At 60.8% G+C, this 24,642-nt stretch carries 21 protein-coding genes; 10 read left to right on the forward strand and 11 right to left on the reverse strand.

All coding sequences use genetic code 11. The features are described from left to right. Positions 1-56 precede the first annotated feature (56 nt). The 3 genes from EJD88_RS25165 to EJD88_RS25175 all read left to right on the forward strand — a co-directional run bounded on the left by EJD88_RS25165 (position 57) and on the right by EJD88_RS25175 (position 3,101). The gene (locus tag EJD88_RS25165; protein WP_112192792.1) at positions 57-878 is read left to right on the forward strand and encodes an ABC transporter substrate-binding protein; all 822 of its coding nucleotides are present in this window, start codon (positions 57-59) and stop codon (positions 876-878) included. Next, positions 875-1,645 carry an amino acid ABC transporter permease gene (locus EJD88_RS25170; protein ID WP_099586074.1) on the forward strand — a complete coding sequence of 257 codons (771 nt, stop codon included), beginning with the start codon at positions 875-877 and terminating at the stop codon, positions 1,643-1,645. Before EJD88_RS25165 ends, EJD88_RS25170 begins: the two co-directional genes overlap by 4 nt. Before the next feature lie 145 nt (positions 1,646-1,790). After that, positions 1,791-3,101: an autotransporter domain-containing protein gene (locus EJD88_RS25175; protein ID WP_158879262.1), complete on the forward strand. Its 1,311-nt coding sequence runs from the start codon at positions 1,791-1,793 to the stop codon at positions 3,099-3,101. Positions 3,102-3,184: 83 nt separating this feature from the next. Here EJD88_RS25175 and oadA read toward each other — a convergent pair whose 3' ends face one another. Both oadA and EJD88_RS25185 read right to left on the reverse strand, forming a co-directional pair. Then, positions 3,185-4,993 (reverse strand): sodium-extruding oxaloacetate decarboxylase subunit alpha, encoded by a 1,809-nt coding sequence (gene oadA / locus EJD88_RS25180; protein WP_099586076.1) that lies wholly within the window; start codon positions 4,991-4,993, stop codon positions 3,185-3,187. A gap of 11 nt (positions 4,994-5,004) precedes the next feature. Next, positions 5,005-6,420 carry an acetyl-CoA carboxylase biotin carboxylase subunit gene (locus EJD88_RS25185; protein WP_003213442.1) on the reverse strand — a complete coding sequence of 472 codons (1,416 nt, stop codon included), beginning with the start codon at positions 6,418-6,420 and terminating at the stop codon, positions 5,005-5,007. A 195-nt stretch (positions 6,421-6,615) separates the two neighbouring features. Here EJD88_RS25185 and EJD88_RS25190 point away from each other — a divergent pair, with 195 nt between their 5' ends. Next, a complete protein-coding gene (locus EJD88_RS25190) occupies positions 6,616-7,590 on the forward strand; it encodes a LysR family transcriptional regulator (protein ID WP_099586077.1) in 975 nt (324 codons plus the stop codon). Here the strand turns inward: EJD88_RS25190 and EJD88_RS25195 are convergent. The 3 genes from EJD88_RS25195 to EJD88_RS25205 form a co-directional block, all read right to left on the reverse strand. Further along, the gene (locus EJD88_RS25195; RefSeq protein WP_099586078.1) at positions 7,520-7,717 is read right to left on the reverse strand and encodes a PA3496 family putative envelope integrity protein; all 198 of its coding nucleotides are present in this window, start codon (positions 7,715-7,717) and stop codon (positions 7,520-7,522) included. The genes EJD88_RS25190 and EJD88_RS25195 overlap by 71 nt on opposite strands. 147 nt (positions 7,718-7,864) lie before the next feature. Beyond that, positions 7,865-8,731, reverse strand: a complete 867-nt coding sequence (gene hexR / locus EJD88_RS25200; protein ID WP_003177007.1) for a transcriptional regulator HexR — start codon at positions 8,729-8,731, stop codon at positions 7,865-7,867. A 161-nt stretch (positions 8,732-8,892) separates the two neighbouring features. Then, positions 8,893-11,766 (reverse strand): bifunctional diguanylate cyclase/phosphodiesterase, encoded by a 2,874-nt coding sequence (locus tag EJD88_RS25205; protein ID WP_112192797.1) that lies wholly within the window; start codon positions 11,764-11,766, stop codon positions 8,893-8,895. 278 nt (positions 11,767-12,044) lie between these two features. Between EJD88_RS25205 and uvrD the strand changes: the two genes are divergently transcribed. From uvrD to EJD88_RS25220, 3 genes are all read left to right on the forward strand, one after another. Beyond that, on the forward strand, positions 12,045-14,228 hold the full coding sequence (gene uvrD / locus EJD88_RS25210; RefSeq protein ID WP_099586080.1) for a DNA helicase II: 2,184 nt from the start codon (positions 12,045-12,047) through the stop codon (positions 14,226-14,228). 189 nt (positions 14,229-14,417) lie between these two features. After that, a complete protein-coding gene (locus EJD88_RS25215) occupies positions 14,418-15,287 on the forward strand; it encodes a Tim44 domain-containing protein (RefSeq protein WP_099586081.1) in 870 nt (289 codons plus the stop codon). 141 nt (positions 15,288-15,428) lie between these two features. Then, positions 15,429-15,836, forward strand: a complete 408-nt coding sequence (locus EJD88_RS25220) for an SMI1/KNR4 family protein (RefSeq protein WP_099586082.1) — start codon at positions 15,429-15,431, stop codon at positions 15,834-15,836. Positions 15,837-15,893: 57 nt separating this feature from the next. On the opposite strand, the gene EJD88_RS25225 is transcribed toward EJD88_RS25220, so the two are convergent. Next, positions 15,894-17,657, reverse strand: a complete 1,764-nt coding sequence (locus EJD88_RS25225) for a cation:proton antiporter (protein ID WP_099586083.1) — start codon at positions 17,655-17,657, stop codon at positions 15,894-15,896. A 291-nt stretch (positions 17,658-17,948) separates the two neighbouring features. Between EJD88_RS25225 and EJD88_RS25230 the strand changes: the two genes are divergently transcribed. Further along, positions 17,949-18,425: an acyl-CoA thioesterase gene (locus tag EJD88_RS25230; protein WP_028618540.1), complete on the forward strand. Its 477-nt coding sequence runs from the start codon at positions 17,949-17,951 to the stop codon at positions 18,423-18,425. Between the two features lie 79 nt (positions 18,426-18,504). On the opposite strand, the gene pdxY is transcribed toward EJD88_RS25230, so the two are convergent. Next, positions 18,505-19,377, reverse strand: coding sequence for a pyridoxal kinase PdxY (pdxY, locus tag EJD88_RS25235; RefSeq protein ID WP_099586084.1), 873 nt, complete (start codon positions 19,375-19,377; stop codon positions 18,505-18,507). A gap of 117 nt (positions 19,378-19,494) precedes the next feature. Here pdxY and EJD88_RS25240 point away from each other — a divergent pair, with 117 nt between their 5' ends. Continuing rightward, the gene (locus tag EJD88_RS25240; protein WP_099586085.1) at positions 19,495-19,890 is read left to right on the forward strand and encodes a DUF3301 domain-containing protein; all 396 of its coding nucleotides are present in this window, start codon (positions 19,495-19,497) and stop codon (positions 19,888-19,890) included. Here the strand turns inward: EJD88_RS25240 and EJD88_RS25245 are convergent. Genes EJD88_RS25245 through zigA form a run of 3 tightly spaced genes read right to left on the reverse strand, consistent with a single transcriptional unit; the run spans position 19,884 to position 22,740 of the window. After that, on the reverse strand, positions 19,884-20,846 hold the full coding sequence (locus tag EJD88_RS25245) for a GTP-binding protein (RefSeq protein WP_112192800.1): 963 nt from the start codon (positions 20,844-20,846) through the stop codon (positions 19,884-19,886). The two genes, EJD88_RS25240 and EJD88_RS25245, sit on opposite strands and share 7 nt — an antisense overlap. A 44-nt stretch (positions 20,847-20,890) precedes the next feature. After that, positions 20,891-21,535: a DUF1826 domain-containing protein gene (locus EJD88_RS25250; protein ID WP_158879263.1), complete on the reverse strand. Its 645-nt coding sequence runs from the start codon at positions 21,533-21,535 to the stop codon at positions 20,891-20,893. Further along, a complete protein-coding gene (zigA, locus tag EJD88_RS25255; RefSeq protein WP_099586087.1) occupies positions 21,535-22,740 on the reverse strand; it encodes a zinc metallochaperone GTPase ZigA in 1,206 nt (401 codons plus the stop codon). Before zigA ends, EJD88_RS25250 begins: the two co-directional genes overlap by 1 nt. Positions 22,741-23,017: 277 nt before the next feature. Between zigA and EJD88_RS25260 the strand changes: the two genes are divergently transcribed. After that, entirely contained in the window at positions 23,018-23,386 is a 369-nt protein-coding gene (locus tag EJD88_RS25260; protein WP_158879264.1) for a glutamine synthetase, read from the forward strand. Here EJD88_RS25260 and EJD88_RS25265 read toward each other — a convergent pair. Next, on the reverse strand, positions 23,383-24,594 hold the full coding sequence (locus tag EJD88_RS25265) for an N-acetylmuramoyl-L-alanine amidase (protein ID WP_158879265.1): 1,212 nt from the start codon (positions 24,592-24,594) through the stop codon (positions 23,383-23,385). The genes EJD88_RS25260 and EJD88_RS25265 overlap by 4 nt on opposite strands. Positions 24,595-24,642: the final 48 nt, after the last annotated feature.

A 24,642-nucleotide genomic window follows, 5' to 3' on the forward strand; every position in this document is an offset into this window, starting at 1 on the left:
CTATTTAATACGTTCAATCCGGTTCGTACCAACTCTTTTTTCTAAAGGTGTCCTTCGTGAAACTTAAACCCCTGCTGGCCCTGGGCCTGATGATACTGGCTGCCTCGACCCAAGCCTTCGGCGGGGCCACGCTGGAGCGGATTGAGCAGAAAAAAGAGCTGGTGGGCGTGCTAATGGAAAGCTATCCGCCGTTCTCGTTCCTCAATGACCAGAACCAACTCGACGGCTTCGACGTCGATGTGGCCAAGGCCGTGGCACAAAAGTTGGGCGTAAAGCTGCGCCTGGAAACGCCGTCCTGGGACGTTATCGCCGCCGGCCGCTGGAGCGGGCGCTACGATATCTGCATCTGCTCGATGACCCCGAGCAAGGCCCGCGCCGAAGTGTTTGATTTCCCGGTGGAGTACTACGCTTCCCCGGCCGTGATCGTGGTCAATGCCAAGGATGACCGCATCCACGCCGCCAAGGATCTGAGCGGCAAGAAAGTCGGCCTCACCAGCGCCTCCAGCTATGAGAGCTACCTGAACAAGAACCTGGTGATCGAAGGCGCCGAAGACACGCAGTTGCAGTACCCATTCGAGAACGTGCAGATCGCCCCGTACGACACCGATAACGTCGCCTTCCAGGACCTCGGCCTGGGTGCCGGCGTGCGCCTGGATGCGATCCTCACCAACCTGGTCACCGCCCAACCGCGCCTGACCCAGGACAAGCGCTTCAAGCTGGCTGGCGAACCGCTGTACTCGGAGCCCAACTCTGTGGCCATCGAAAAAGGCGACGCCGCGTGGGACAGCAAAGTGCGTGAGGTGTTTGCCCAGCTCAAGCAGGACGGCACCTTGAGCAAGCTGTCGCAAAAATGGATCGGCGCTGATATCAGCCGATGAGTTTTCGCACCCGGCTTTACCTGACCTGGGCGGCGCTGTTCGCCCTGTTTGCCAGTTTCTTCCTGAGCTTTGACCTGAAGTTCTCGATCATTCTCGACAAGCTGCCGAACCTGGTCGGCCTGCATCTGGCGCCCAATGGCTTCCTGCAGGGCGCGGCGTTGACGCTGTTCCTGTGCCTGTGTTCGATTCTGGTGTCGTCGGCGCTGGGTTTCGTCACGGCGCTGGGGCGCCTGTCCCGCAGTGCGGTGGCGTTCGGCATCGCGACCTTCTACGCCTCATTTTTTCGCGGTACGCCGCTGCTGATCCAAATCCTGCTGATCTACCTGGGCCTGCCGCAACTGGGCTTGGTACCTGGGGCGATCACGGCCGGGATCATTGCGCTGTCGCTGAACTATGGCGCCTACCTGAGCGAAATCTTCCGCGCCGGCATCCTCGGCGTGCCCCACGGCCAGCGCGAAGCCGCCCTCGCGCTGGGCATGCGCGACAACGCGATCTTTTGGCACGTCACCCTGCCCCAAGCCATGCGTACCATCGTTCCGCCGGCCACCAACCAGTTCATTTCGATGCTCAAGGACTCGTCCCTGATCTCGGTGATGGGCGTGTGGGAGGTGATGTTCCTGGCGCAATCCTATGGCCGTTCGAGCTATCGCTACATCGAGATGCTCACCACCGCGGCGATCATCTATTGGGTGATGTCCCTAGGGCTGGAGCTGATCCAGGCGCGGATGGAGCGTCACTATGGCAAGGGTTACGTTCGGCGTCGGTAAACCGCCGCCATCCGCCCTATCACCCAGCGTTTCAAATCGCAGCAGACGAGAGACATCTCCCGCAAACCAGTGGCTGCGGGCCTGACATTTATCCTCCCTGTACCTCGCTAAATTCCCCGCCTCATATATCAAGAGGTGGGTTTACATGCGGTTCTTACAGAAACAATTCGCGCTGGCCATGACCCTGGTGCTGGGGGCCGTCGGCGCTCAAAACGCACAGGCACGCGGCGACATGGAGCCCGACAGCGAATGGCTCGACCAGCTCGTGGCAGGCAACGAAAAAGCTTATCCAGAGCCTGCCATTCCAGCGCCCGAAGACGTCTACTTCGCCGACCACGCCACCAGTCGAAACGGCCTGAGTGTCGCCCGCATGCTGGACTCCGCAGTCCATGACCTGCTGGCGTCGGACGAACTGGGTTATTGGACGAAATACGAACTGGAGGATTACCTCCAGTACTTGGGCAGCCTGGAGCCGGGCCGGCTAGGTGCCGTGCTGGAACAAGTGGCCGGTAGCCAAAACGCCAACCTGGGCACCGCCACCCAAAACAGCATGAAACAGCTAAACGCCAGCCTGCATTCGGCAATACGCCAGTTGGATAACGACACTGGCGAGACGGGCCGCGTTTGGGTCCAAGGCCTGGGCAACAGCGGCAGGCTCGATGGGCAACACGGCAGCGCCGGTTTGAAACAACGCAACCAAGGTCTGTTGCTGGGGGCCGACTGGTCAATCGACCCGGCGTGGCGGATCGGCGTGGTGGGTGGCAAGTCTGGCAGTGAACTGAGCGCCAAGCGTTTCAAGGGCGAATTGGACAGCTGGCACATGGGCGCCTATGCGGTGCGCCAGGATGGGCCGCTGGCGTTGCGCCTGGGTGCGCTTTACAGCATTCATGCCGGTCGAAACAAACGCGGTGTCGACTTTGACTTCATCGATTATAGCGAGCACCTCACGGGCAAGTACAAAGCCCAGAGCCAAAACGCGTTCACCGAAATGGGTTACCAGTTGGACACGGGCGGCTTGCGCGTCGAGCCCTTTGCCGGTTTGGGTTTCCAGCGTTATCAGCGCGACCGGTTCCAGGAGAAAGGTGGCTACAGTGCCCTGAACGTCGGAACACAAACCCAGCAAAACCTCAGCAGCACCTTCGGCCTGCGCCTGGCCCGCGACTTCAGGCTGGACAACCAGATGACCCTCAAACCGCACCTGAGCACCCAGTGGAAACACCTGTATGGCAACGTCGACAGCCGTGTGCGCCAGTCCTTCGCCGGGGAAAGACGCGAAGACTTCAGCAGCGACTTCACCATCGACGGTACCTCCCTGGACCGCAACAGCCTGGCGATGCGTACTGGCCTGGACATGGCGCTGTCAGCCGAACATAGCGTGGGCCTCACCTATTCCGCCGAGTTCGGCAGCAACAGCCGCAACCAGGGGCTGATGGGCCAATGGGCGATGACGTTCTAAGACGCACAATCGCCTGATCTTCAGGCGAAAAAAAGGGGGGCACATGCCCCCCCGAGGATTAAACGGTAGTGTCGAAGGCTGTATCAGCCTTCGATTTCAATCAGGATTTCGCCAGGGTTCACCCGGTCGCCCTTGGCCACATGAACGGCGGTTACCTTGCCGGCAATCGATGCCTGCACTTCGGTTTCCATCTTCATGGCTTCGGTGATCAACACAGCCTGACCGGCCTTGACCACGTCGCCTTCCTTGACCAGCACGTCGACGATATTGCCCGGCATCGCCGTGCTGACATGGCCCGGCTCGCTGGCCTGCTTGCGCTTGCTGCTGCCGCCGCCGACAAATTCGTTGAGCGGTTCGAACACCACTTCTTCCGGCATGCCGTCGATGGACAGGTAGAAGTGACGCTTGCCTTCGGCTTTCACGCCGACACCGGTAATGTCCACGCGGTAGCTTTCGCCGTGCACATCAATGACGAACTCGGTCGGCACACCTTCACCACCGGCACGGGCTACGCCGCCGGCTTCAGGGATCGGCAGCAGCACTTCGGGGGCCAAGGTGCCGGCATCGCGCTCTTCGAGGAACTTGCGCCCGATATCCGGGAACATCGCGTAGGTCAGCACGTCTTCTTCGGACTTGGCCAGTGCGCCGATTTCACCGCGCAGCTTGGTCATTTCCGGCTTGAGCAGGTCGGCCGGGCGCACGTCGATCACTTCTTCGCTGCCGATGGCCTGGCGACGCAGCTTCTCGTTAACGGTGCCCGGCGCTTTGCCGTAGCCGCCTTGCAGGTAGAGCTTCACTTCGTTGGTGATGGTCTTGTAGCGCTCACCGGCCAGCACGTTGAAGAACGCCTGGGTGCCGACGATCTGCGACGTTGGCGTCACCAGCGGCGGGAAGCCGAGGTCTTCACGCACACGCGGGATTTCGGCCAGCACTTCGCTCATACGGTTGAGGGCGCCCTGCTCTTTCAACTGGTTGGCCAGGTTGGAGATCATCCCGCCCGGTACCTGGTTGACTTGCACACGGGTGTCGACCGCGGTGAATTCACTTTCGAACTGGTGGTACTTTTTGCGCACGGCATAGAAGTACAGGCCGATCTCTTGCAGCAGCTCCAGGTCGAGGCCGGTGTCGAATTCGCTGCCTTTAAGGGCGGCGACCATCGACTCGGTACCGGGGTGGCTGGTGCCCCAGGCGAAGCTGGAGATGGCGGTGTCGATATGGTCGGCACCGTTTTCGATGGCCTTGAGTTGGCACATCGCAGCCAGGCCGGCGGTGTCGTGGGAGTGGATGAAGATCGGCAGGTTCTGCTCGGCCTTCAGCGCCTTGACCAGTTCGCCGGTGGCGTACGGCGTCAGCAGGCCGGCCATGTCCTTGATCGCGATCGAGTCGCACCCCATGGATTCCAACTGCTTGGCCTGGGCCACAAACGCATCGATGGTGTGCACCGGGCTGGTGGTGTAGGCAATGGTGCCCTGGGCATGTTTGCCGGCGGCTTTCACCGCTTCGATGGCCACGCGCAGGTTCCGCACGTCGTTCATCGCATCGAAGATGCGGAACACGTCGATGCCATTCACGGCGGCTTTGGCGACGAAGGCCTTGACCACATCGTCGCTGTAGTGGCGGTAGCCCAGCAGGTTCTGGCCACGCAGCAGCATTTGCAGGCGGGTGTTAGGCAACGCGGCGCGCAGTTGGCGCAGGCGCTCCCACGGGTCTTCTTTCAAAAAGCGTACGCAGGCGTCGAAGGTCGCGCCGCCCCAGACTTCCAGGGACCAGTAGCCGACTTTGTCGAGCTTGTCGCAGATCGGCAGCATGTCGTCAGTGCGCATGCGGGTCGCCAGCAACGATTGGTGGGCGTCGCGCAGGATGGTGTCGGTGACAAAGATTTTCTTGGACATTGTTGTATTCCTCACAGGCCTGCGTGGGCGGCGATGGCGGCGGCGATGGCCAGGGCCAGCTCTTCGGGTTTGCGCTTGATCGAGTAGTTGGTCAGCTCAGGGTGGCTTTCCACAAAGCTGGTATTGAACTGGCCGCTGCGGAATTCCGGATTGCGCAGGATTTCCTGGTAGTAGGCGGCGGTGGTCTTCACGCCTTGCAGGCGCATGTCGTCCAGGGCACGCAGGCCGCGGTCCATGGCTTCTTCCCAAGTCAACGCCCACACCACCAATTTGAGGCACATGGAATCGTAGAACGGCGGGATGGTGTAGCCGGTGTAGATCGCTGTGTCGGTGCGCACGCCGGGGCCGCCGGGCGCGTAATAACGGGTGATCTTGCCGAAGCTGGGGAGGAAGTTGTTCTTCGGGTCTTCGGCGTTGATACGGAACTGCAACGCAAAGCCACGGTGCTGGATGTCTTCCTGTTTCACCGACAGCGGCAGGCCCGAGGCAATGCGGATCTGCTCACGAACGATGTCGATCCCGGTAATTTCCTCGGTGATGGTGTGTTCCACCTGCACCCGGGTGTTCATCTCCATGAAGTACACCTCGCCCTCGGCGAGCAGGAACTCCACGGTACCGGCGTTCTCGTAGCCCACGGCCTTGGCGGCACGCACCGACAGGTCGCCGATGTAGGCGCGCTGTTCAGGGGTCAACTGTGGGCTTGGGGCAATTTCGATAAGCTTCTGGTTGCGGCGCTGGATCGAGCAATCACGCTCGAACAGGTGCACCACGTTGCCAAAGCTGTCACCGAGGATCTGCGCCTCGATGTGCTTGGGATTGACGATGCATTTTTCCAGGAACACTTCCGCCGAACCAAACGCCTTGGTGGCTTCGGAGATAACGCGGGGGAAGGCTTGTTCAAGTTCTTCGCGACTGTTGCAACGGCGAATCCCGCGACCGCCACCACCGGAAGTGGCCTTGAGCATCACCGGGTAACCAATGCGGTCGCCTTCGGTGAGGGCTTCGGCGATGTCGGCGACGTTGCCTTCGGTACCCGGAGTCACCGGTACACCGGCCTTGATCATGCTGCGGCGCGCTTCGGTCTTGTCGCCCATGCGGCGGATCACTTCAGCGGACGGGCCGATGAACTTGATCCCACGTTCGGCGCAGATGTCTGCCAGTTCGGCGTTTTCCGACAGGAAGCCGTAGCCGGGGTGCAGCGCATCACAACCGGTTTCCACGGCCAGGTTCACCAGCTTGCGCGGGTTCAGGTAACCGGCTAGAGGCTCGGCACCGATGCTGTGGGCTTCGTCGGCACGTTTAACGTGCAACGCGTGGCGGTCGGCGTCGGAATAGACCGCGACCGAGCGAATGCCCATCTCGGCGCAGGCACGCACGATGCGTACGGCAATTTCACCACGGTTGGCGATCAGGATCTTTTTTATCACTTGGAAATTCCCTTGAGCCGATTGCTGCGTTCTTCGACCCGCTGGAGCCGGGTCGGCGCGTGACTAAATGTTTCATGACAGTCGCGAGACACACACTAAGCCCCAACAGGGATTAACAAAAATCAATAATTATTGGGTTGTGTATAAGTAAAGACTTATAGTCAGCGCTTCACGGCCGGGATGGGTATTTGAATTATGCGTAAGTCATTGATGCGTATGACATTGCGTCAATTGCAGGTTTTCAATGAAGTGTGCGATTTGCGTTCATACAGCCGCGCCGCCGAGGAAATGTCCCTCACGCAACCAGCCGTGAGCCTGCAAATTCGGCAGCTGGAGGAGCTGATCGGCCAGCCGTTGTTCGATTATGTCGGCAAAAAACTCTACATGACCGAGGCCGCTGAAGCGCTGCAACGGGCCAGCCGCGACATTTTCGGGCGCCTGGAAAACCTCGATATGCAGCTGTCGGACATGCAAGGTTCACTGCAAGGCCAACTGAAGCTCGCGATTGAGTCCAGCGCCAAGTACTTCGTGCCGCATCTGTTTGCCGCGTTCAAGCGCCAGCATCCCGAAGTGCAACTGCACCTGACGGTGGTCAACCGCGCCCAGGTGATCCGGCGGCTTTCCGACAACCGCGACGACCTGGTGATCATGTCCATGGTGCCCCAGGACATGGGCCTGGAATTCCTGCCGTTTCTCAACAACCCGATTGTCGCGGTGGCACTGCCGGATCATCCCTTGAGCCTGCAAGGACCGTTGCGTCTGCAAGACCTGGAACCCTACACCCTGCTCATCCGTGAACCGGGCTCCGGCACGCGAATGGCCTGCGAGGAATACTTCAAGGAGAAACGTGTGCACTTCACCCAGACGGTGGAAGTGGCCTCGGCCGAGGCTCAGCGCGAATGCGTCTGCGCAGGCCTGGGTGTGGCCTTGCTGACGCGGCATGCGGTGAATATGGAACTGGCCACCGGCGGGCTCAAGGAGCTGCCGGTGGAGGAGCTGCCGCTGTACCGCAGCTGGTGCCTGGTGCAGGCCAAGGCCAAGCGCCTGTCACCGGTGGCCCATGCGTTCCTGGGCTTTATCCGCAGCGAGCGGGTGCAGATCAGCGCGCTGGCTGAACGCTTCGCTGGGCAGCCGCGGGTGCCTGCCAGTGGAGTTCCGGGTAATCACTGATGCTCTGGAGCAGTTGGCGCTCCTGGCAACGGTCTTCAATTGCACGACGGAACGCCATGCGGCGCTGGTCTTCCTGCTGACGACGGGTTTTTACGGCGCTGTTGCTGTCTTCGTAGGGACGGGCCATTTGGAATCTCCCAATGCGAGTACGGGAGTTCAGAATGGCGTTGGCGGATGACGTGGCGATGACAACCTGATGAAGATTCTGGATACACAGGAGATGCCAATGTGGGAGGGGGCAAACCCCCTCCCACATTGGATCTGTGTACAGTTTTTAGTCGTCGAGGGCTTTGACGGACTTGGGCGACAACCGCAGGCTGCGCAAGCTGCGCTTCACACTCTTGAGGTGGTTGACCAGGCTCGGCCCGCGCGCCATGGCCACGCCCATCGCCAGCACGTCGATCACTACCAGGTGGGCAATGCGCGAGGTCAGCGGGGTGTAGATTTCGGTGTCTTCATGCACGTCAATCGCCAGGTTGACCGTGGACAGTTCGGCCAATGGTGTCTGGCTCGGGCACAAGGTGATCAACGACGCGCCGCTTTCACGCACCAGGTTGGCGGTGATCAGCAGGTCTTTGGAACGGCCGGACTGGGAAATACAGATCGCTACGTCGGTCGGCTTCAAGGTCACCGCCGACATCGCCTGCATGTGCGGGTCGCTGTAGGCCGCCGCCGTCAGCAGCAAGCGAAAGAATTTGTGCTGGGCATCTGCCGCCACCGCGCCGGACGCACCAAAACCGTAGAACTCCACACGCTGGGCCTGGGACATGGCCGTCACAGCCTTTTGCAGCTCCACCGGGTCGAGTTTCTCACGCACTTCCATGAGGGTGTGCAAGGTGGTGTCGAAGATCTTGAGGCTGTAGTCGGCGACGGAGTCGTCTTCGTGAATCGCAAACTGCCCGAAGCTGGCACCGGCGGCCAGGCTCTGGGCCAGCTTGAGTTTCAAGTCCTGGAACCCGGAGCAACCGATGGCTCGGCAGAAGCGCACGATGGTCGGTTCGCTGATACCCACGCTGTGGGCCAGGTCGGCCATGGAACTGTGCATCACAGCCGCAGGGTCAAGCAGCACGTGATCGGCAACCTTGAGTTCCGATTTGCGTAACAGGTGGCGCGACTGGGCGATATGTTGCAACAGGTTCAAAGGACGGACTCTTGTTATTGGCAGGGCCAGGGGATGTAGCAAGCTTGTAGTTATACTACAAGAATTGTCGTTTTGCCCGTCCGACGCATCACTAAATTGCCCTGGCCCCCTGATATTCAAAGGCCAGGAGCTTTGTAGCCACTCGGGCGCCCTTGGCGTCGCTAAGGAAAATCTGCATTTTTCCGTAACAAATCTGCCAGCCCGTCAGCCTGCATGGGGCGGCTGATCAAATAGCCCTGCACTTCGTCACAACGCTCCGCCCGCAGGAAATCCAACTGCTGCTGATCTTCCACGCCTTCGGCCACGACCTTGAGTGCCAAGCCGTGGGCCATGGCGATGATGGCTCGGGTGATGGCTGCATCCTCGCGCCCTTGCCCAAGCCCACGAATAAAGGTCTGGTCGATCTTTACGTAGTCCACAGGGATGCGCTTGAGGTAGCTGAGGGACGAATAACCCGTGCCAAAGTCGTCGATGGCCAGCTTCACCCCCAGGTCCCGCAGCTGCTGGAAGGTGGCGATGATGTGTTCGACGCTGTCGAGCAGTTGGCTCTCGGTCAGTTCCAGCTCCAGGTATTGCGGGTCCAGGCCGGTTTCTTCCAGCACCTGACGCACCAGGCTGACCAGCTTGCCCTGGCGTAACTGGTGCACCGACAGGTTCACCGACACCCGAATCGGCGCCAACCCCTGGCGCTGCCATTCACAGGCTTGCCAACAAGCCTGGCGCAACACGAATTCGCCCAGCGGCACGATCAGGCCCGTTTCTTCGGCCAGGCCGATAAAGTCGCAGGGCGGCACCATCCCCCACTGCGGGTGCTCCCAACGAACCAACGCCTCGGCAGCGTTCAGCCTGCCCGTGACCAGGCACAGCTTCGGTTGGTAGAACACCGAAAGCTGGCGCTCATCAATGGCTTTACGCAGATGGTTTTCCAACTGCAGACGCTCTAGGGTGCTGGCTTGCAGGCTATCGGTGTAGAACTGGAAGTTGTTGCCGCCCAAGTGCTTGGCGTGTTGCATGGCCATGTTTGATTGGCTGACCAGCTCGGAAATTTCCCGCGCATTGTCGGGCAGCAGGCTGACGCCCATTGAGGCACTGACCACCAGCTCATGCCCCTCCACCGTCACGGGTACCCGCAGCTTGGCCAGCAGCCGCGTGGCTACCCGCGCCAGGCTCGACAGGCTGCCGTAGGCGTCGAACAACACGGCAAATTCATCGCCGGACAGGCGTGCAATGGTGTCGGCTTCGGGCAAGGCATTGATCAGCCGGCGCGCCATTTTTTGCAGCAACTGGTCCGCCACTTCATGGCCCAGGCTGTCATTGAGCAGCTTGAAGCGATCCAGATTGATATGCAGCAACGCCAGGCTGCGCCCGCCCTGGCGCACGCGCTGGTGGGCTTCGCGCAAGCGTTCGCGGAACAGCGAGCGGTTCGCCAACCCGGTCAACTCGTCGTAATGGGTGAGGTAGCGCATGCGCTCCTCGGACTCGCGCCGCGCCGACAGATCAGCGAAGAAGCCCACGATATGACTGACGTTTCCGCGAACATCGCGCACCACATTCAGTTGCAGCCACTGCGGATAAAGCTCGCCGTTCTTGCGTGTTTCCACCAGTTCGCCCTGCCAGGTGCCGTGGCTGAGCAAGGCTTGGCGGATCACCGGGAAGTGACGCCGGGCATCGCGGCTGCTGGGTAGCTCTACCACGTTGCGACCGAGCATGTCGTCGATGTCAAAGCCGGTGACGCGACTGAAAGCCTGGTTGACCGCGATCAGCGCGTAATTTGGATCGAGGATCACGATGCCTTCGCTGGCGGCTTCAAATACGGTCGAGGCCAGCCGTTGTTGTTCTTCAAGGGCCTTGCCGGCGCTGATGTCACGCCGCGTGCCGAGCATTCGAATCACGCGCCCACTGGGCGCACGCTCCACCGCGCGGCCACGGTCTTCGATCCACACCCAGTGCCCATCGCCATGGCGCACGCGGTATTCCACCTGGTAATCCTCGGTGCGCCCCTTGAGGTGTTCCACCAGCGCACGCTTGAGCAGCGGCAAGTCATCCGGGTGCAGGCGCGGCTTGAGGTGGCCGAGCATGGCCGTGACGTACTCCGGCTCCAGGCCGAACAACTCTTTAAGCTGGGTGTGGTGGACTTCGTCGGTTTGCAGGTTCCAGTCCCACAGGCCGAGTTCGCTGGCTTGCAGGGCCATGGCCAGGCGCGCTTCGCTCTTATTCAGCGCAAGGCTGGCGACGTCCAGTTCCTGGCTGCGTTGCGCCACGCGGTCCTGCAGGCCGATCTGAGCTTCACGAAGCTCCTGCTCGACCTGACGACGCTGCTCGACTTCACGCACCAAGTCCTGATTCAACTGCTCGCTGCGCTGCTGCGCCTGCTGGAGATGCGCGATCAAGGCCTGGTTCTGGAAACGCCGCAGGAGTTCACGCTGGATCAGGCGGTTGACCTGCCAGGCCACCAGGTTCAGCGACACCAACAGGATCAGGCCGAGTACACCCCAACCTTGTTGCTGCGGGCTGCCATCCCACAACAAGTAGACAATGGACGGCACCAGGCAGGGCACGGCGAAGGATAGAAACGCCGGCAGGCTCACGGCGTAGGCCACGCTGGCCGACAACGTCGCAGCGCCGATCAGGCCGAACACCCAGGCTTGCTGCATGAAGCTGTTCACCGGTGCCAGGGCGATGGCCGCAGTTGCCAGCGTCAGGCCACTGACCGCCGAGCCGAGCATGAACATGCGCCGCCAGATTGGCTGGGCCTGACGGCTGGGCATGGCTGAATCAAAGGCCGCCACCTGGATAACGCGCATGGCCACCAGGGCCAGTAGCCAGACCAACCAGATGCTGTCCAACAGGTATTGCTTGGGATTCCACAGCAGCCAAGCGCAGACCAGGCCGTTCACCAACATTAATAGGGTCGGCAGCAGCGAGCCCTGATACAGCAGGCGCGTGCGCTCAACCGCCATCTCAGTGGCGTAATGTTTGCGGATAACCTGCGCGGGCGCCATCGAGGGGCCAAGCAGGTCGGTGCTGAGGGTCATAGGCAATGTTCTTATAATGGTGAGCCCGAAACGTCGACGGAGCATACACAAGCAAGCGCCCGGGCCAAACTGCTCCATGTCATAAAACTGCGCGGTCACACGGCGCAAAGCTCGGCGCCAGACAGCTTCAGCGAGACCCTGCGCGGGCTGTGGCCATTGACCGACCGGTCATCACCCTGGGCAGAATGTTGAGCCGCCCCAGACTGCGCTGGATATTTTCCATCGACCACCCGGCATTGGGATTTGCCCGACTCCCCCCAGCACCCTAGAATGCGCCGATGCGCGATGATCTCTCTCTTTTGCTTAACTCCCTCAACGATGCCCAACGCCAGGCCGTAGCGGCCCCCGTTGGCCGTCAGTTGGTCCTGGCCGGTGCTGGCTCCGGTAAAACCCGAGTGCTGGTGCACCGTATCGCCTGGTTGATCCAGGTCGAAAACGCGTCCCCGCATTCCATCCTGTCGGTGACGTTCACCAACAAGGCCGCTGCCGAGATGCGTCACCGCATCGAACAGCTGATGGGCATCAGCCCGGCCGGCATGTGGGTGGGCACCTTCCACGGCCTGGCGCACCGCCTGCTGCGGGCCCATTGGCAGGAGGCAGGCCTCGCCCAGACCTTCCAGATCCTCGACAGCGATGACCAGCAACGCCTGGTCAAGCGCGTGATCCGCGAGCTGGGCCTCGACGAACAGCGTTGGCCCGTGCGCCAGGCGCAGTGGTTTATCAACGGGCAGAAAGACGAAGGCCTGCGCCCGCAGCATATCCAGGCCAGCGGCGACTTGTTCCTGGCGACCATGCGCAGCATCTATGAAGCCTACGAGGCTGCCTGCGCACGCGCTGGCGTGATCGACTTCTCCGAGCTGCTGCTGCGCGCCCTCGACCTGTGGCGCGACAACCCCGGTTTGCTGGCCCATTACCAGAAACGCTTCCGCCACATTCTGGTGGATGAGTTCCAGGACACCAACGCCGTGCAGTACGCCTGGTTGCGCCTGCTGGCCAAGGGCGGCGACAGCCTGATGGTGGTGGGTGACGACGACCAGTCGATCTATGGCTGGCGCGGCGCGAAAATCGAGAACATCTACCAGTATTCCGACGACTTCCCGGACGCGATCACCATCCGCCTTGAGCAGAACTACCGCTCTACCGCCGGTATCCTCAAGGCCGCCAACGCCTTGATCGCCAACAACACCGGGCGCATGGGTAAAGAACTGTGGACCGACGGCGGCGAAGGCGAAGCGATCAACCTGTACGCCGCCTTCAACGAGCATGATGAAGCGCGCTACGTGGTGGAAACCATCGAAAGCGCGTTGAAAACTGGCCTCTCACGCAGCGACATCGCCATCCTGTATCGCTCCAACGCCCAATCGCGGGTATTGGAAGAAGCCTTATTGCGCGAACGTATCCCGTACCGCATCTATGGCGGCCAGCGCTTCTTCGAGCGCGCCGAAATCAAGAACGCCATGGCCTACCTGCGCTTGCTGGAAGGTCGCGGCAACGATGCGGCGCTGGAGCGGGTGATCAATATCCCGGCCCGTGGCATCGGCGAAAAAACCGTCGAAGCGATCCGCGACCATGCGCGCCACGCCGATGTGTCGATGTGGGAAGCGATGCGCTTGCTGATCGCCAACAAAGGCCTGACCGGCCGTGCCGCCGGTGCGCTGGGCGTATTTGTCGAGCTGATCGAGAACCTGGCCGCCAAGTGCATGGAAATGCCGCTGCACTTGATGACTCAGACCGTGATCGAGCAGTCCGGGCTGATCGCCTATCACGAAGCGGAAAAAGGCGAAAAAGGCCAGGCACGGGTAGAAAACCTTGAGGAACTGGTCAGCGCCGCCCGTGCGTTCGAAAACACCGAGGAAGACGAAGAGCTGACCCCGCTCGCCGCTTTCCTCGGCCATGCCTCCTTGGAAGCCGGCGACACCCAGGCCGATGAGCATGAAGACAGCATCCAGCTGATGACCTTGCACAGCGCCAAGGGCCTGGAGTTCCCGTATGTATTCCTGGTGGGCATGGAAGAAGGCCTGTTCCCGCACAAGATGAGCCTGGAAGAGCCCGGCCGCCTTGAAGAAGAACGGCGCCTGGCCTACGTGGGCATCACCCGGGCGATGCAGAACCTGGTAATGACCTACGCCGAGACCCGACGCCTGTACGGCAGCGAGACCTACAACAAGGTGTCGCGCTTCGTACGTGAAGTGCCGAAGGGCCTGATCCAGGAAGTGCGCCTGTCCAACAGCGTCAGCCGCCCGTTCGGCGGTGGCCAGCAGCAGAACTCCAGCAGCATGTTTGCCGGTTCCGAAATTCCGGAAACCCAGTTCAGCCTTGGCCAGCAGGTCCGGCATTCCGTGTTCGGCGAAGGCGTCATCCTCAACTTCGAGGGTGCCGGCGCCCAGGCACGGGTGCAGGTGAACTTCGCCGAAGGCAGCAAGTGGCTGATGATGGGTTACGCGAAGCTCGAAGCCGTCTGAAACATTTGCCTACATGAAGCTTATTGGCCCGCCCTTGTTTTTAACGAGCGCGGGCCAATATCTTCCATTAGTCCTACAGACCTTTCGGAATCGGTCTTACGCAAAAGCCCGAAACATTATGCCGCTAGCCACTGTCACTACACCTGTGCAACATGGCGCGCGTGCAATCCACAAATGGGAATTCCCTTTATGAAACGTTTTCTTAGCATCGCCATGGCGTTGTGCATCGGCCTGACGATGAGCCTCGACGCCAACGCCAAACGCTTCGGTGGCGGCAAAAGCTCGGGCGCGGCGCCGACTCACCAGACCAGCCAAATGGCTCCATCCGCCGGTGCAGGCGGTGCTGCCGCTACTGCAGGCGCAGCCGGTGCTGCAGGCGCCGCGGCCAAAGCCGGCGGTGCGTCGCGCTGGTTGGGCCCTCTGGCCGGCATCGCGGCCGGTGGCCTGCTCGCCTCCATGTTCATGGGCGGCGGCTTCCAGGGCATGCAGATCTTCGACATCCTGATCATGGCCGTCATCGCCTTCCTGGTCTTCCGTTTTATCGCCGCCCGTCGTCGCAAGCAGCAGGAGCACATGGCTCCAGCCGGCGCGCCGATGCAGCGTGAAGTGTTCGAGCAGAAGCCAGCCATGGGTTCGATCTTCGGTGGTTCGGCAGCACCTGCTGCGGCCCGTCCGGTGATCAACGCACCGGCCTGGTTCAACGAAGAGCGTTTCGTCGAAGCGGCCCGTAGCCACTTCCAGTCCCTGCAGCAACACTGGGACGCCAACGAAATGGACAAGATCGCCGAGTTCGTGACCCCGCAACTGCTGGAGTTCCTCAAGCGCGAACGCGCCGAGATCGGCGACGCGTTCCAGTCGACCTACATCGACGACCTGCGCGTACAGCTGGACGGTGTGGATGATCGCGCCGACAAGACCATCGCCACCCTGACCTTCAGTGGTGTGTCGAAGACCTCGCGCTTCGACCAGGGCGAAGTGTTCAGCGAAAGCTGGAACATGGAACGCCCTCAAGGCGAAAACCAGCCTTGGCTGGTCGCCGGTATCCGCCAGAACGGCTGATACCCCCGCGCTTGCAAGCCGTAACAAAAAACCCCGGACATGTCTCATGTCCGGGGTTTTCTATTTCACGGTTGCACTTATAGCGAGCTACTGTATAAAACGCCCCTATAAACCGCGCCATCTAGCAAGAGGATCCCGGCCGTGGAAGAAATCATCGAACAATTGCGTGAAGCCAACGAACCGGTCCCGGTTCCTCTGGAACTGCCTGACGAAGATCAACTGGTGGAAATCGAAGAACAACTGTTCATCGACATCCCGTTTGTCTTCCGTGAATTCCTGCTGACCGTCAGCGATGTTGTATACGGCAGCCTGGAGCCGGTGACCGTCACCGACCCGCAATCCCACACCTACCTGCCGGACGTGGCCGCTAACGCCTGGGATGCGGGCGTTGACCGCAGCCTGATCCCGATCTGCCAGGACGGCGACGACTACTACTGCGTCGAAGAAGACGGCACCGTGGTGCTGTGGTCCGCCGAAGAAGAGCTCGTCACCGAAGAGACGTGGGAATCGGTCTGGCACTGGGCGCGGGACGTCTGGCTCGAAAGCTGAGACCTGACCCCCGTGGTGAGCGGGCTTGTCCCGCGCCGGGCCGCGGTGCGGCCCCCATCAGTGCTCCGGCGTATCCTTATGGTTATCCAGCGTCTCCAGCAAGGCCACCTGCATCCGCGTATGCACGCGGATGAACCAGCGCCAGAGCACCGCCGCCACCGCCGCCGTGACTACGGCAATCAGTAGCAGCAACTTGTTGGTCGGCAGAATACTGGCCGACAAGGCTGCCAGTAGCAGGAAGATCACCAGCAGCGACAGAATCGGGATCAGCTCGGCAATCACCCGCCGCACCCGCTGGGTATGCCGCCCAGCCATTTCCGGCTTGACGCTCATCTCCGCCAGCAACATCGACAGCGCCTTGAGCTTGCGGTAAGCCGCAATCAAAAACGGCAGCGACAACAGCAACGCCCCGCCCCAGATCAATGCCTTCTGCCAGCTCGGATCATTGATCCAACCTTCCAGATACCCACCAATGCGCGCCGCAAAAAAACTGCCGGCGAAGAAAATCGCGATTACCAGCGCCAGGTTCACGCCGACTTGCAGGATGATTCTGCGGATCATCGACGCCAGCATCGCGCCCTCGCCCTGAGGCTGAATGCTGCGCAGCCACTCGCCGTACATACCGAATACCCGGCTCATGCGCTTGGGCATCACCGCCGCGATCTTCAGCGACAGCGGATCAGCACCGCGTATCAGGTAAGGCGTCAGCAGCGTGGTGATCGCCGAAACGGCGACCGCCACCGGATACAGGAAGTCACTGGTCACCTGCAAGGTCATGCCCAGCGCGGCGATGATGAAGGAAAACTCGCCAATCTGTGACAGCCCCATGCCCACGCGCAGTGAGGTGCGGCCGTCATTACCGGCGATAAATGCGCCGAGGCCGCAGGACAACATCTTGCCGAGCACCACTGCCACGGTGATCACCGCGATGGGCCAGGCGTATTGCAACAGGATCTGCGGGTCGATCATCAGGCCAATCGCAACAAAGAAGATCGCGCTGAACATGTCGCGAACCGGCTCGATCAGGCGCTCAATCTTAATCAATTGCTTGGACTCGGCCATGATCGCGCCAATCAAAAACGCGCCCAATACCATGCTGTATTCCAGCTTGACCACCAGCAGGCAGAAACCGAAGCATAGGCCCAGCACGGTGATCAGCAGCATCTCGTTGCTTTCGAACTTGGCCACATAAGCCAGCAGACGCGGCACCAGCAAGATGCCGATCACCAAGGCAACGATCATGAACAGCGAGAGCTTGCCGACCGTGGAGAACACCTCGCCGGAGCTGACCGTACCGCTGACGGCGATGCTCGACAGCAAGGCAATGATGCCAATGCCAAGAATGTCCTCGACGATCAGCACGCCGAAAATCAGCTGCGCGAAACGCTGGTTCTTCATCTTCAAATCATTGAGGGCTTTGACGATGATGGTGGTCGAGGAAATCGCCAGGATCGCGCCGAGGAACAGCGAGTCCATGGTGTTCCAGTCAAACCAGCGGCCGATCTCGTAGCCGATCCAGATCATCAGAATGATTTCCAGGAAGGCCGCGATAAACGCCGTGGCACCCACCTTGAACAACTTGCGCAGGCTGAACTCCAGGCCCAGGCAGAACATCAGGAAGATCACCCCGAGCTCGGCGAGGGTCTTGATGGTGTCTTCGTCGTGGATCAGGCCGAACGGTGGGGTGTGGGGGCCGATGATGAAGCCGGCAACGATGTAACCCAGCACCACCGGCTGTTTGAGGCGATGAAACAGGACAGTGACTACCCCTGCCACCAGCATGATCACGGCCAAGTCCTGGATAAAGCTGATGGCGTGCATGGCGAGGGGCTCCTTGAGGGTACCGGCGCTTTTCCCACTTCCGCCCGCGCACATGAAACGTCGCAAAGTGCGGAAGGAAAAGTCTGCCTTTATCGTAAGAAATGCCCTGGGATGGGCTTTTGAAGGTTAACACCGCGACTTCCAGCAGAAAGCCGGTGCAATATATGGAAACAGATCGGTGCAGGCGTGACGGCAAGCCGACCACCGGCGTCCCGTAAAGGATGGCGCTGCAAAGATTCCAGCACCCGCAGAGGTGCGCCCCCAACCAATGCCTACAACCGTGAGTGTGCTATGGAACCCGGAAACGCCCAGCTGTCGATGACGGTATTGATGACCCCTGACATGGCCAACTTCTCAGGCAATGTCCACGGCGGCACCCTGCTCAAGTACCTCGACGAAGTGGCCTACGCCTGCGCAAGCCGTTATGCCGGTCGCTATGTGGTGACGCTGTCGGTGGATCAGGTGATTTTTCGCGAGCCGATCCATGTCGGCGAACTGGTGACGTTCCTTGCGTCGGTCAACTACACCGGCAATACGTCGATGGAAGTGGGCATCAAAGTGGTGACCGAGAACATCCGTGAACGCTCTGTGCGCCACACCAACAGCTGCTTCTTCACCATGGTAGCCGTCGACGACCAACGCAAACCGGCCGCCGTGCCGCCGCTGCAACCGCAGAACAGCGAAGACAAGCGCCGGTTTGTACAGGCCCAACAGCGTCGGCAGATTCGTCAGGAGCTGGAAAAGCGCTACCAGGAAATCAAAGGCTGAGACACGGCAAAGCCCGACCTGTAAACCCAATCAAAATGTGGGAGCTGGCTTGCCTGCTCCCACATTGGGTTTTGTGTGTTTATAGATCTATCGGCGTGGCTTCAAAACGTACGCGTGGGTGGGCGATACGATCCTGAGCCCGCACCAGCTCCAGTTCGTAACTGGCGCAGGCCTGGGTTTCCAGCAGCACTTCGTGCACAGCCGCCGCGGTGAACTCAAAGGCGGCCAACAGGCTGTCGCCCAACAACACTCGCGCCAGGAACAACCCCGACGTCAGGTCGCCCACGCCCACCGGTTGGCGCGGGAAGGCCAGCAGCGGCCGACGCAGGTGCCAACTGCCGTCGGCGGTCACCAACAACATCTCGAAACCGTCCGGCAACTTGCCCGGGTAATCCAAATGTTTGACCAGCACGGCCTTTGGCCCGCGTGCCAGCAACGCCTTGGCCATCGCCAGGCAATCGAACAGCGACTGCGGCTTGCGCCCGGCAAAGCTGTCCAGTTCCAGTTGGTTGGGGCACAGGAAGTCGGCCATGGCAACGGCTTCGTCGAGCAGGAAATCGCTGACGTCCTGGGGCACGATGCAGCCTTTTTCCGGATGGCCCATGACCGGGTCGCACAGGTACAGGGCCTTGGGATTGATGGCTTTGATCCGCGCCACGCCGGTGAGAATCGCCCGGCCCTGGTCCGCGCTGCCCAGGTAGCCGGACAGCACTGCATCGCAATTGCCCAGCTCACCGATGGCGGCAATGCCTTCCACCAACGCAGGAATTTGCTGCGGTGCCAACACTTCGCCCGCCCACTGTCCATACTGGGTGTGGTTGGAGAACTGCACCGTGTTCAGCGGCCAGACATTCACCCCGACCCGCTGCATGGGGAACACGGCGGCGCTGTTTCCGGCGTGGCCAAAGACCACATGAGACTGGATCGCAAGCAGATGAGGTGTGCGTTTCATGCAGGGGATTTCCGTAAAGCCATTGAAATTCTGGCCGCGCAGTATGCGACTAAACGCAGCCTGTACGACAGACCGGCGACACAGTTAAGCTGCTCTCACTTTGTTGGAGTTTTTCGCATGCTGACCCTGGGAAACATGTTTGTGTTGATGCTGCTGGCGACCGGCGCCGCCTGGGTGTGGCACAACCACGGCCTACGCGAGCGGGCGCTGGCGCGGGTCAAGCAGCATTGCGCCAAGCTCGATATCGAATTGCTCGACGGTGCCGTCGCGTTGAAGCGCATCGGTTTTGTGAAAGACGCCAATGGCCGGCGGCGTCTGGCGCGTATCTACAATTTCGAGTTCACCGTCACGGGCGAGACCCGTCACAGCGGGACTATCACCCAATTCGGCGCCCACAGCGCGCAGATCGAACTGGCGCCCTACCCGTTCGAGGCCAAGGAGGCGCTGCCCAGCGCTGAAGTCATTGAGCTGAGCCAATGGCGGCAGGACCACGCGGCCAAGAACCGTCAGTAACGGCAGGCTGCCAGCGCGGCCTGTAATGCGATCACGTCCTGTGGGGCGCTGAAGATCAGTTCGACACGAGAGTCGCGGCGCCATTCACTGGGCTGCCAGGTGAACGAGCTGTTATCCACAGCGTTAACGGAAATCCAGCGATCACGGCTGTGGATAACCAGTTTGGCGCGGCGCCATTCAAGACTTTTGAGCCACAGCGCCAGACGCTCAGGATCAAATAGCTGGCTTGGATGCCAGCGCCAACCAATGCTCCAGCCGCCCTCCTGGGCCTGGCTCAAACAAATGGGCTGCGCGGGATCGCTCCAGATCGCCGGCAGTTGGGCCAGCCCCTTGGGCACTGCGAAGTTATCCACAGCCGCGCCTGCAATTGCGTTCAAGCCAGGTAGCTGGGCCAGCGGCAACTGCGCCTGGCGTGTCCAGTAAATCGCACAATCCGGTAACTGCCGTTGGATTGCATGGCGCTGCGTGGCATCCAGCGCCTCATCCTTGTTCAATACCAACAGCCCGGCACTGGCCAGCGCCTCCTGCTGCGCCACCGGCAAAGGCTTGCCCGCCGCCAGTGCTTGGGCATCCAGCACCAGCACACAGGGCTGGACCGCCAGCACCGCTTGCCACGGCGCTTCGCGCAACTGCTTGAGCAACTGCGCAGGATGGCCCAGGCCCGAGGGTTCGATAAACAAACGATCCGGCTTGGCCTTACGCAGCAAGCGGCCCAGGCCTACCTGGAACGGTGCACCATTCACACAGCACAGGCAGCCACCGGCAACTTCGCCGAGGGCAATGCCGTCGTCGTCCTGGGTCAGCAGCGCAGCATCCAGGCCGATCTGCCCGAACTCGTTGATCAACACCGCCCAGCGCTCGTTGGCCGGGCGTTGGGCGAGCAGGTGCTTGATCAAGCTGGTCTTGCCGGCGCCCAAGGGGCCGGCGATCACGTGGGTGGGAATGTTCTGCAGCATCAGGGGCATCGTTCAGACCGTGTAGAGCGTTTGATCCTACGCGGTTACGCGAGCCAATCCAGCGTCAGAATCAATCGGCGCTCATCCGCTTTCAGGCCGGGTGAGCGATGGATCAGGCCGTGGCCTTCGTTGCCATGCCATTTGGTGCCCTTGAGCAGCGCCACTTCACCGCACTGAATCTGCTCGATGCGCTCGCTGGGTTCGGCGTCCGCTTGGCTGAGCTTGCGCCGGTCCATCACGCCTTCACGCAACCACTGGCTGCCGACACCCGCATAGGTGGTGATCAACCGTACCGGCACATGATCGACGTGAAAACGTGGGCACATGGCTTTATCCAGCAGCCGCAGGCGCACGCCGATGCGCTTGGCGCCGAGCAGGCAGGCGAAGGCACTGACCAGCCATGACACATCGGCGACAAAGCCTTCATAACCCTCCAGATCACGGCAACTGAACGCCAATCCCTGCAAGTTCGGCTCGGCGTCTTCGCTGTTGAGCTCAATCACCATCGAATCAGCCAACGGCTCGTTAAGTGCCACCAGCAAGGCGCCGAACTCGGCAATATGCAGCGGCAACTGACGCTGCCACAGCGCCAGGTTCACGCCGTCCTCAAGGATGTCGGACAGCGCCAGCGGGGTTTCACCACGGGTCTGGCGAATCACGGGGCGCAAGGGGATAACCGGTGCCAGCATCAGGCTGCCTCTTCATACCAGGGACCAAACGGATCAGCCAGCAGGCGCCAACCTTCGACGCCCAGGGCCATTTCTTCATCGTTGAGCAGGCACGCATCCAACTCGGCGCGCATGTGGGCGAAGTCGATGTTCTGCCCGATAAACACCAGTTCCTGACGGCAGTCGCCGGTGCTGAGTTGCCAGTTGCCCATGATTGCCGCGACGCTTTCTTCGTCCTGGGGCCATTGGCTTTTCGGCACGAAACGCCACCAGCGCCCGGCAAACCCGTGACGCATCAGGCCGCCGGCCTGGGACCAGCTGCCGGCGTCCTGATGTTTGCTGGCCAGCCAGAAAAAGCCTTTGGAGCGCAGCAATTTGCCGTTCACCCAAGGCCGGTCGATAAAGTCGAAGAAGCGTTGCGGATGGAACGGGCGGCGTGCGCGATAGGCGGTGGATGCGATGCCATATTCTTCGGTTTCCGGCACATGCTCACCGCGCAACTCTTGTAGCCAGCCTGGCGCTTGGGCGGCGCGTTCAAAGTCAAAGCGGCCGGTGTTGAGGATCTTGTGCAGCGGCACCTCGCCCATGACCATCGGGATGATTTGTGCCTGGGCGTTGAGGCGCTCAAGGATGGCAATCAACTCTTCGCGTTCGCTGCTACTGATCAGGTCGATCTTGCTGATCAAGATCACATCGGCGAATTCGATCTGCTCGATCAACAGGTCGGTGATCGAGCGCTCGTCCTCTTCGCCAAGGGTTTCGCCCCGTGAGGCCAGGCTTTCGGCGGCCTGGTAGTCGAGCAGGAAGTTCATGCCGTCGACTACCGTGACCATGGTGTCCAGGCGTGCGACATCGGCCAGGCTCTGGTCGTTTTCATCGCGAAAGGTGAAGGTTTCGGCCACGGGCAACGGTTCCGAGATACCGGTGGATTCAATCAACAGGTAATCGAACCGACCTTCCTTGGCGAGCTTTCCGACTTCTTCCAGCAAGTCTTCACGCAGGGTGCAGCAGATACAGCCGTTGCTCATCTCCACCAGTTTTTCTTCGGAGCGATTAAGCGTGACGTCGCGCTGCACCTCGCTGCCGTCGATGTTGATTTCACTCATATCGTTGACGATCACTGCCACACGCAGATTTTCGCGGTTACGCAGCACATAGTTGAGCAATGTGCTTTTACCGGCGCCGAGAAAGCCGGACAACACGGTAACGGGGAGACGATTGGGCATCAGGTATTCCTCATCAGGGTCGGCCGGTCAAATCGCCCGCTTATGGCGTTCGCGCAGCTCTTCACGTTCTTTGGCTTCGATACACAGGGCGGTTCGCGGAAGAAGCCCTGCTGGGCTTCATTCATGTAGTCGGCAGGTCTTGTTCGGTCATGGGGAGCGGGTCACGGGTCAGGCTGTGCTTTTATGTTATAGTATAACAATACAAATAAGCCAATCCCCCTTGCTCGCTGCGACGAAGGGCGCAATGCTTGAACACCTCCCAGCCCCGAGAAACCTTATGAAATACCTGGTGTGCGCCCTGTTATTGGCAGCGGCAGGGCCTGCTTGTGCACAAGCGCCGAGTCCGCTGGCCAACTGCACGCGCAGCGCCAACGTGCTGGCCTGTGTCGACCCGCTGGGCAACGCCTACAGTGTGGCGACGGTGGGCAGCACCACGTATTTGCGCGGCTTCGAAGTGGCCGGCAAACGTTATTGGGCACAGACCAACAGCCGGTATGGGCAACTGACGTTTTTCACTGGCCTGGCCTCGGATGGGGAGGCGTGGGTCGGCTACACACGCCGCGTGGGCTGGACCACGATCAATCGGTTCTCCAGCTCCGGAGGGGCCAGCGCCAAGTTCACCTGTAGCCGGATCACCGGCTGCTAGGCCCGAGGATTCTTCTGTTCCTGAACCCACGCCATGTAGCTGTTCATTGGCGGGTTCTTCTGGAAGTAGTTTTTCAGGCCATCGAACAAACCATCCGCCACCGCCTGTTGATGGCGGGCCGTCACCAGCCGCTGGGCGTCACGGGTGTTGGAGATAAAGCCCGTCTCCACCAGGATCGATGGCACATCCGGAGACTTGAGCACCGCGAACCCGGCCTGTTCCACGCGTTTCTGATGCAGGCTGGTGATGCTTTGCAGACTGCCCAACACCGAGCTGCCCAGTTGCAGGCTGGAGGCAATGGTGGCGTTCATCGACATGTCGAGAATCACCCCGGCCAGCATCGGGTCCTTGTCCTTGAGATTGAGCAACGTGGTGGCGCCCAGCAGGTCCGCGCCGTTTTCACGCTGGGCCATAAAACGCGCCGTGGCCGAAGTGGCGCCGCCCTCCGACAGCGCATACACCGAGGCCCCCGATGCCGTAAGCCGTGGCGCGGCATCGGCGTGCACCGAGATAAACATATCGGCCTTGTGCTGGCGGGCGATGTCCACGCGCTTGCGCAGCGGTACGAAGAAGTCGTCGTTGCGCACCAGTTTCACGTCAAAGCCCTTGTCGCGTTTCAGGCGCTTGGCGAGCAGTTGGGCGATGGACAACACCACGTCTTTTTCGCGCTGGCCCTTGGAGCCGATGGCGCCCGGGTCTTTGCCGCCGTGGCCGGGGTCGACCACCACCATGATGTCGCGCTTGGGATGCGCCTTGTCCACCGGCGCCGCCAAGGGCGCAGGTTCAGCGGCGATTTGACGAGGCGCCTGAGTGGCACTGGTGAGATCGAGTACCAAGCGATGCCCCTGACCTTCCTGCGGCGGCAATATAAAGCTGTTGAGCTGCATCGGTGCGGCCAGGTCGAGCACGATGCGCGTATCCGCCTTGCCGAAATGCCCCGAACGAATCGAGGTTATCCCACTGTTCTTCAACTCAAGTTGAGAAAAATCACCACTGAGCCCCGCACCACTGAGGTCGATGATCAGGCGCTCCGGCGCGGTCAGGGAGAAGGTCTTGTACTGCACCGGACCGCTGAGGTCGAACACCAGCCGCAGCTTGTCGTTTGAGCGCCATAAACGCGCATTACGAATCTGCGTGGCGTGCGCCGTTAACGGCAACACAAAAAAGGGGCTGGCCAGGAGCAGATTGAGAAGCTGACGTCTGTGCATGACAAATACCGCAAATAAAGGAGCGTCCGTACTCGACATGACTGAAAA

The sequence above is a fragment of the Pseudomonas sp. PB105 genome (assembly GCF_009764655.1).
GTDB classification, from domain to species: domain Bacteria; phylum Pseudomonadota; class Gammaproteobacteria; order Pseudomonadales; family Pseudomonadaceae; genus Aquipseudomonas; species Aquipseudomonas cyclaminis.

Bases quoted from the DNA above. Each gene is read 5' to 3' on its own strand.
- EJD88_RS25170 (WP_099586074.1), top strand. From the start codon at position 875: ATGAGTTTTCGCACCCGGCTTTACCTGACCTGGGCGGCGCTGTTCGCC.
- EJD88_RS25175 (WP_158879262.1), top strand. From the start codon at position 1,791: ATGCGGTTCTTACAGAAACAATTCGCGCTGGCCATGACCCTGGTGCTG.
- oadA (WP_099586076.1), bottom strand. From the start codon at position 4,993: ATGTCCAAGAAAATCTTTGTCACCGACACCATCCTGCGCGACGCCCAC.
- EJD88_RS25190 (WP_099586077.1), top strand. From the start codon at position 6,616: ATGCGTAAGTCATTGATGCGTATGACATTGCGTCAATTGCAGGTTTTC.
- EJD88_RS25195 (WP_099586078.1), bottom strand. From the start codon at position 7,717: ATGGCCCGTCCCTACGAAGACAGCAACAGCGCCGTAAAAACCCGTCGT.
- EJD88_RS25205 (WP_112192797.1), bottom strand. From the start codon at position 11,766: ATGACCCTCAGCACCGACCTGCTTGGCCCCTCGATGGCGCCCGCGCAG.
- uvrD (WP_099586080.1), top strand. From the start codon at position 12,045: ATGCGCGATGATCTCTCTCTTTTGCTTAACTCCCTCAACGATGCCCAA.
- EJD88_RS25215 (WP_099586081.1), top strand. From the start codon at position 14,418: ATGAAACGTTTTCTTAGCATCGCCATGGCGTTGTGCATCGGCCTGACG.
- EJD88_RS25225 (WP_099586083.1), bottom strand. From the start codon at position 17,657: ATGCACGCCATCAGCTTTATCCAGGACTTGGCCGTGATCATGCTGGTG.
- EJD88_RS25230 (WP_028618540.1), top strand. From the start codon at position 17,949: ATGGAACCCGGAAACGCCCAGCTGTCGATGACGGTATTGATGACCCCT.
- pdxY (WP_099586084.1), bottom strand. From the start codon at position 19,377: ATGAAACGCACACCTCATCTGCTTGCGATCCAGTCTCATGTGGTCTTT.
- EJD88_RS25240 (WP_099586085.1), top strand. From the start codon at position 19,495: ATGCTGACCCTGGGAAACATGTTTGTGTTGATGCTGCTGGCGACCGGC.
- EJD88_RS25245 (WP_112192800.1), bottom strand. From the start codon at position 20,846: ATGCTGCAGAACATTCCCACCCACGTGATCGCCGGCCCCTTGGGCGCC.
- EJD88_RS25250 (WP_158879263.1), bottom strand. From the start codon at position 21,535: ATGCTGGCACCGGTTATCCCCTTGCGCCCCGTGATTCGCCAGACCCGT.
- zigA (WP_099586087.1), bottom strand. From the start codon at position 22,740: ATGCCCAATCGTCTCCCCGTTACCGTGTTGTCCGGCTTTCTCGGCGCC.
- EJD88_RS25260 (WP_158879264.1), top strand. From the start codon at position 23,018: ATGAAATACCTGGTGTGCGCCCTGTTATTGGCAGCGGCAGGGCCTGCT.
- EJD88_RS25265 (WP_158879265.1), bottom strand. From the start codon at position 24,594: ATGCACAGACGTCAGCTTCTCAATCTGCTCCTGGCCAGCCCCTTTTTT.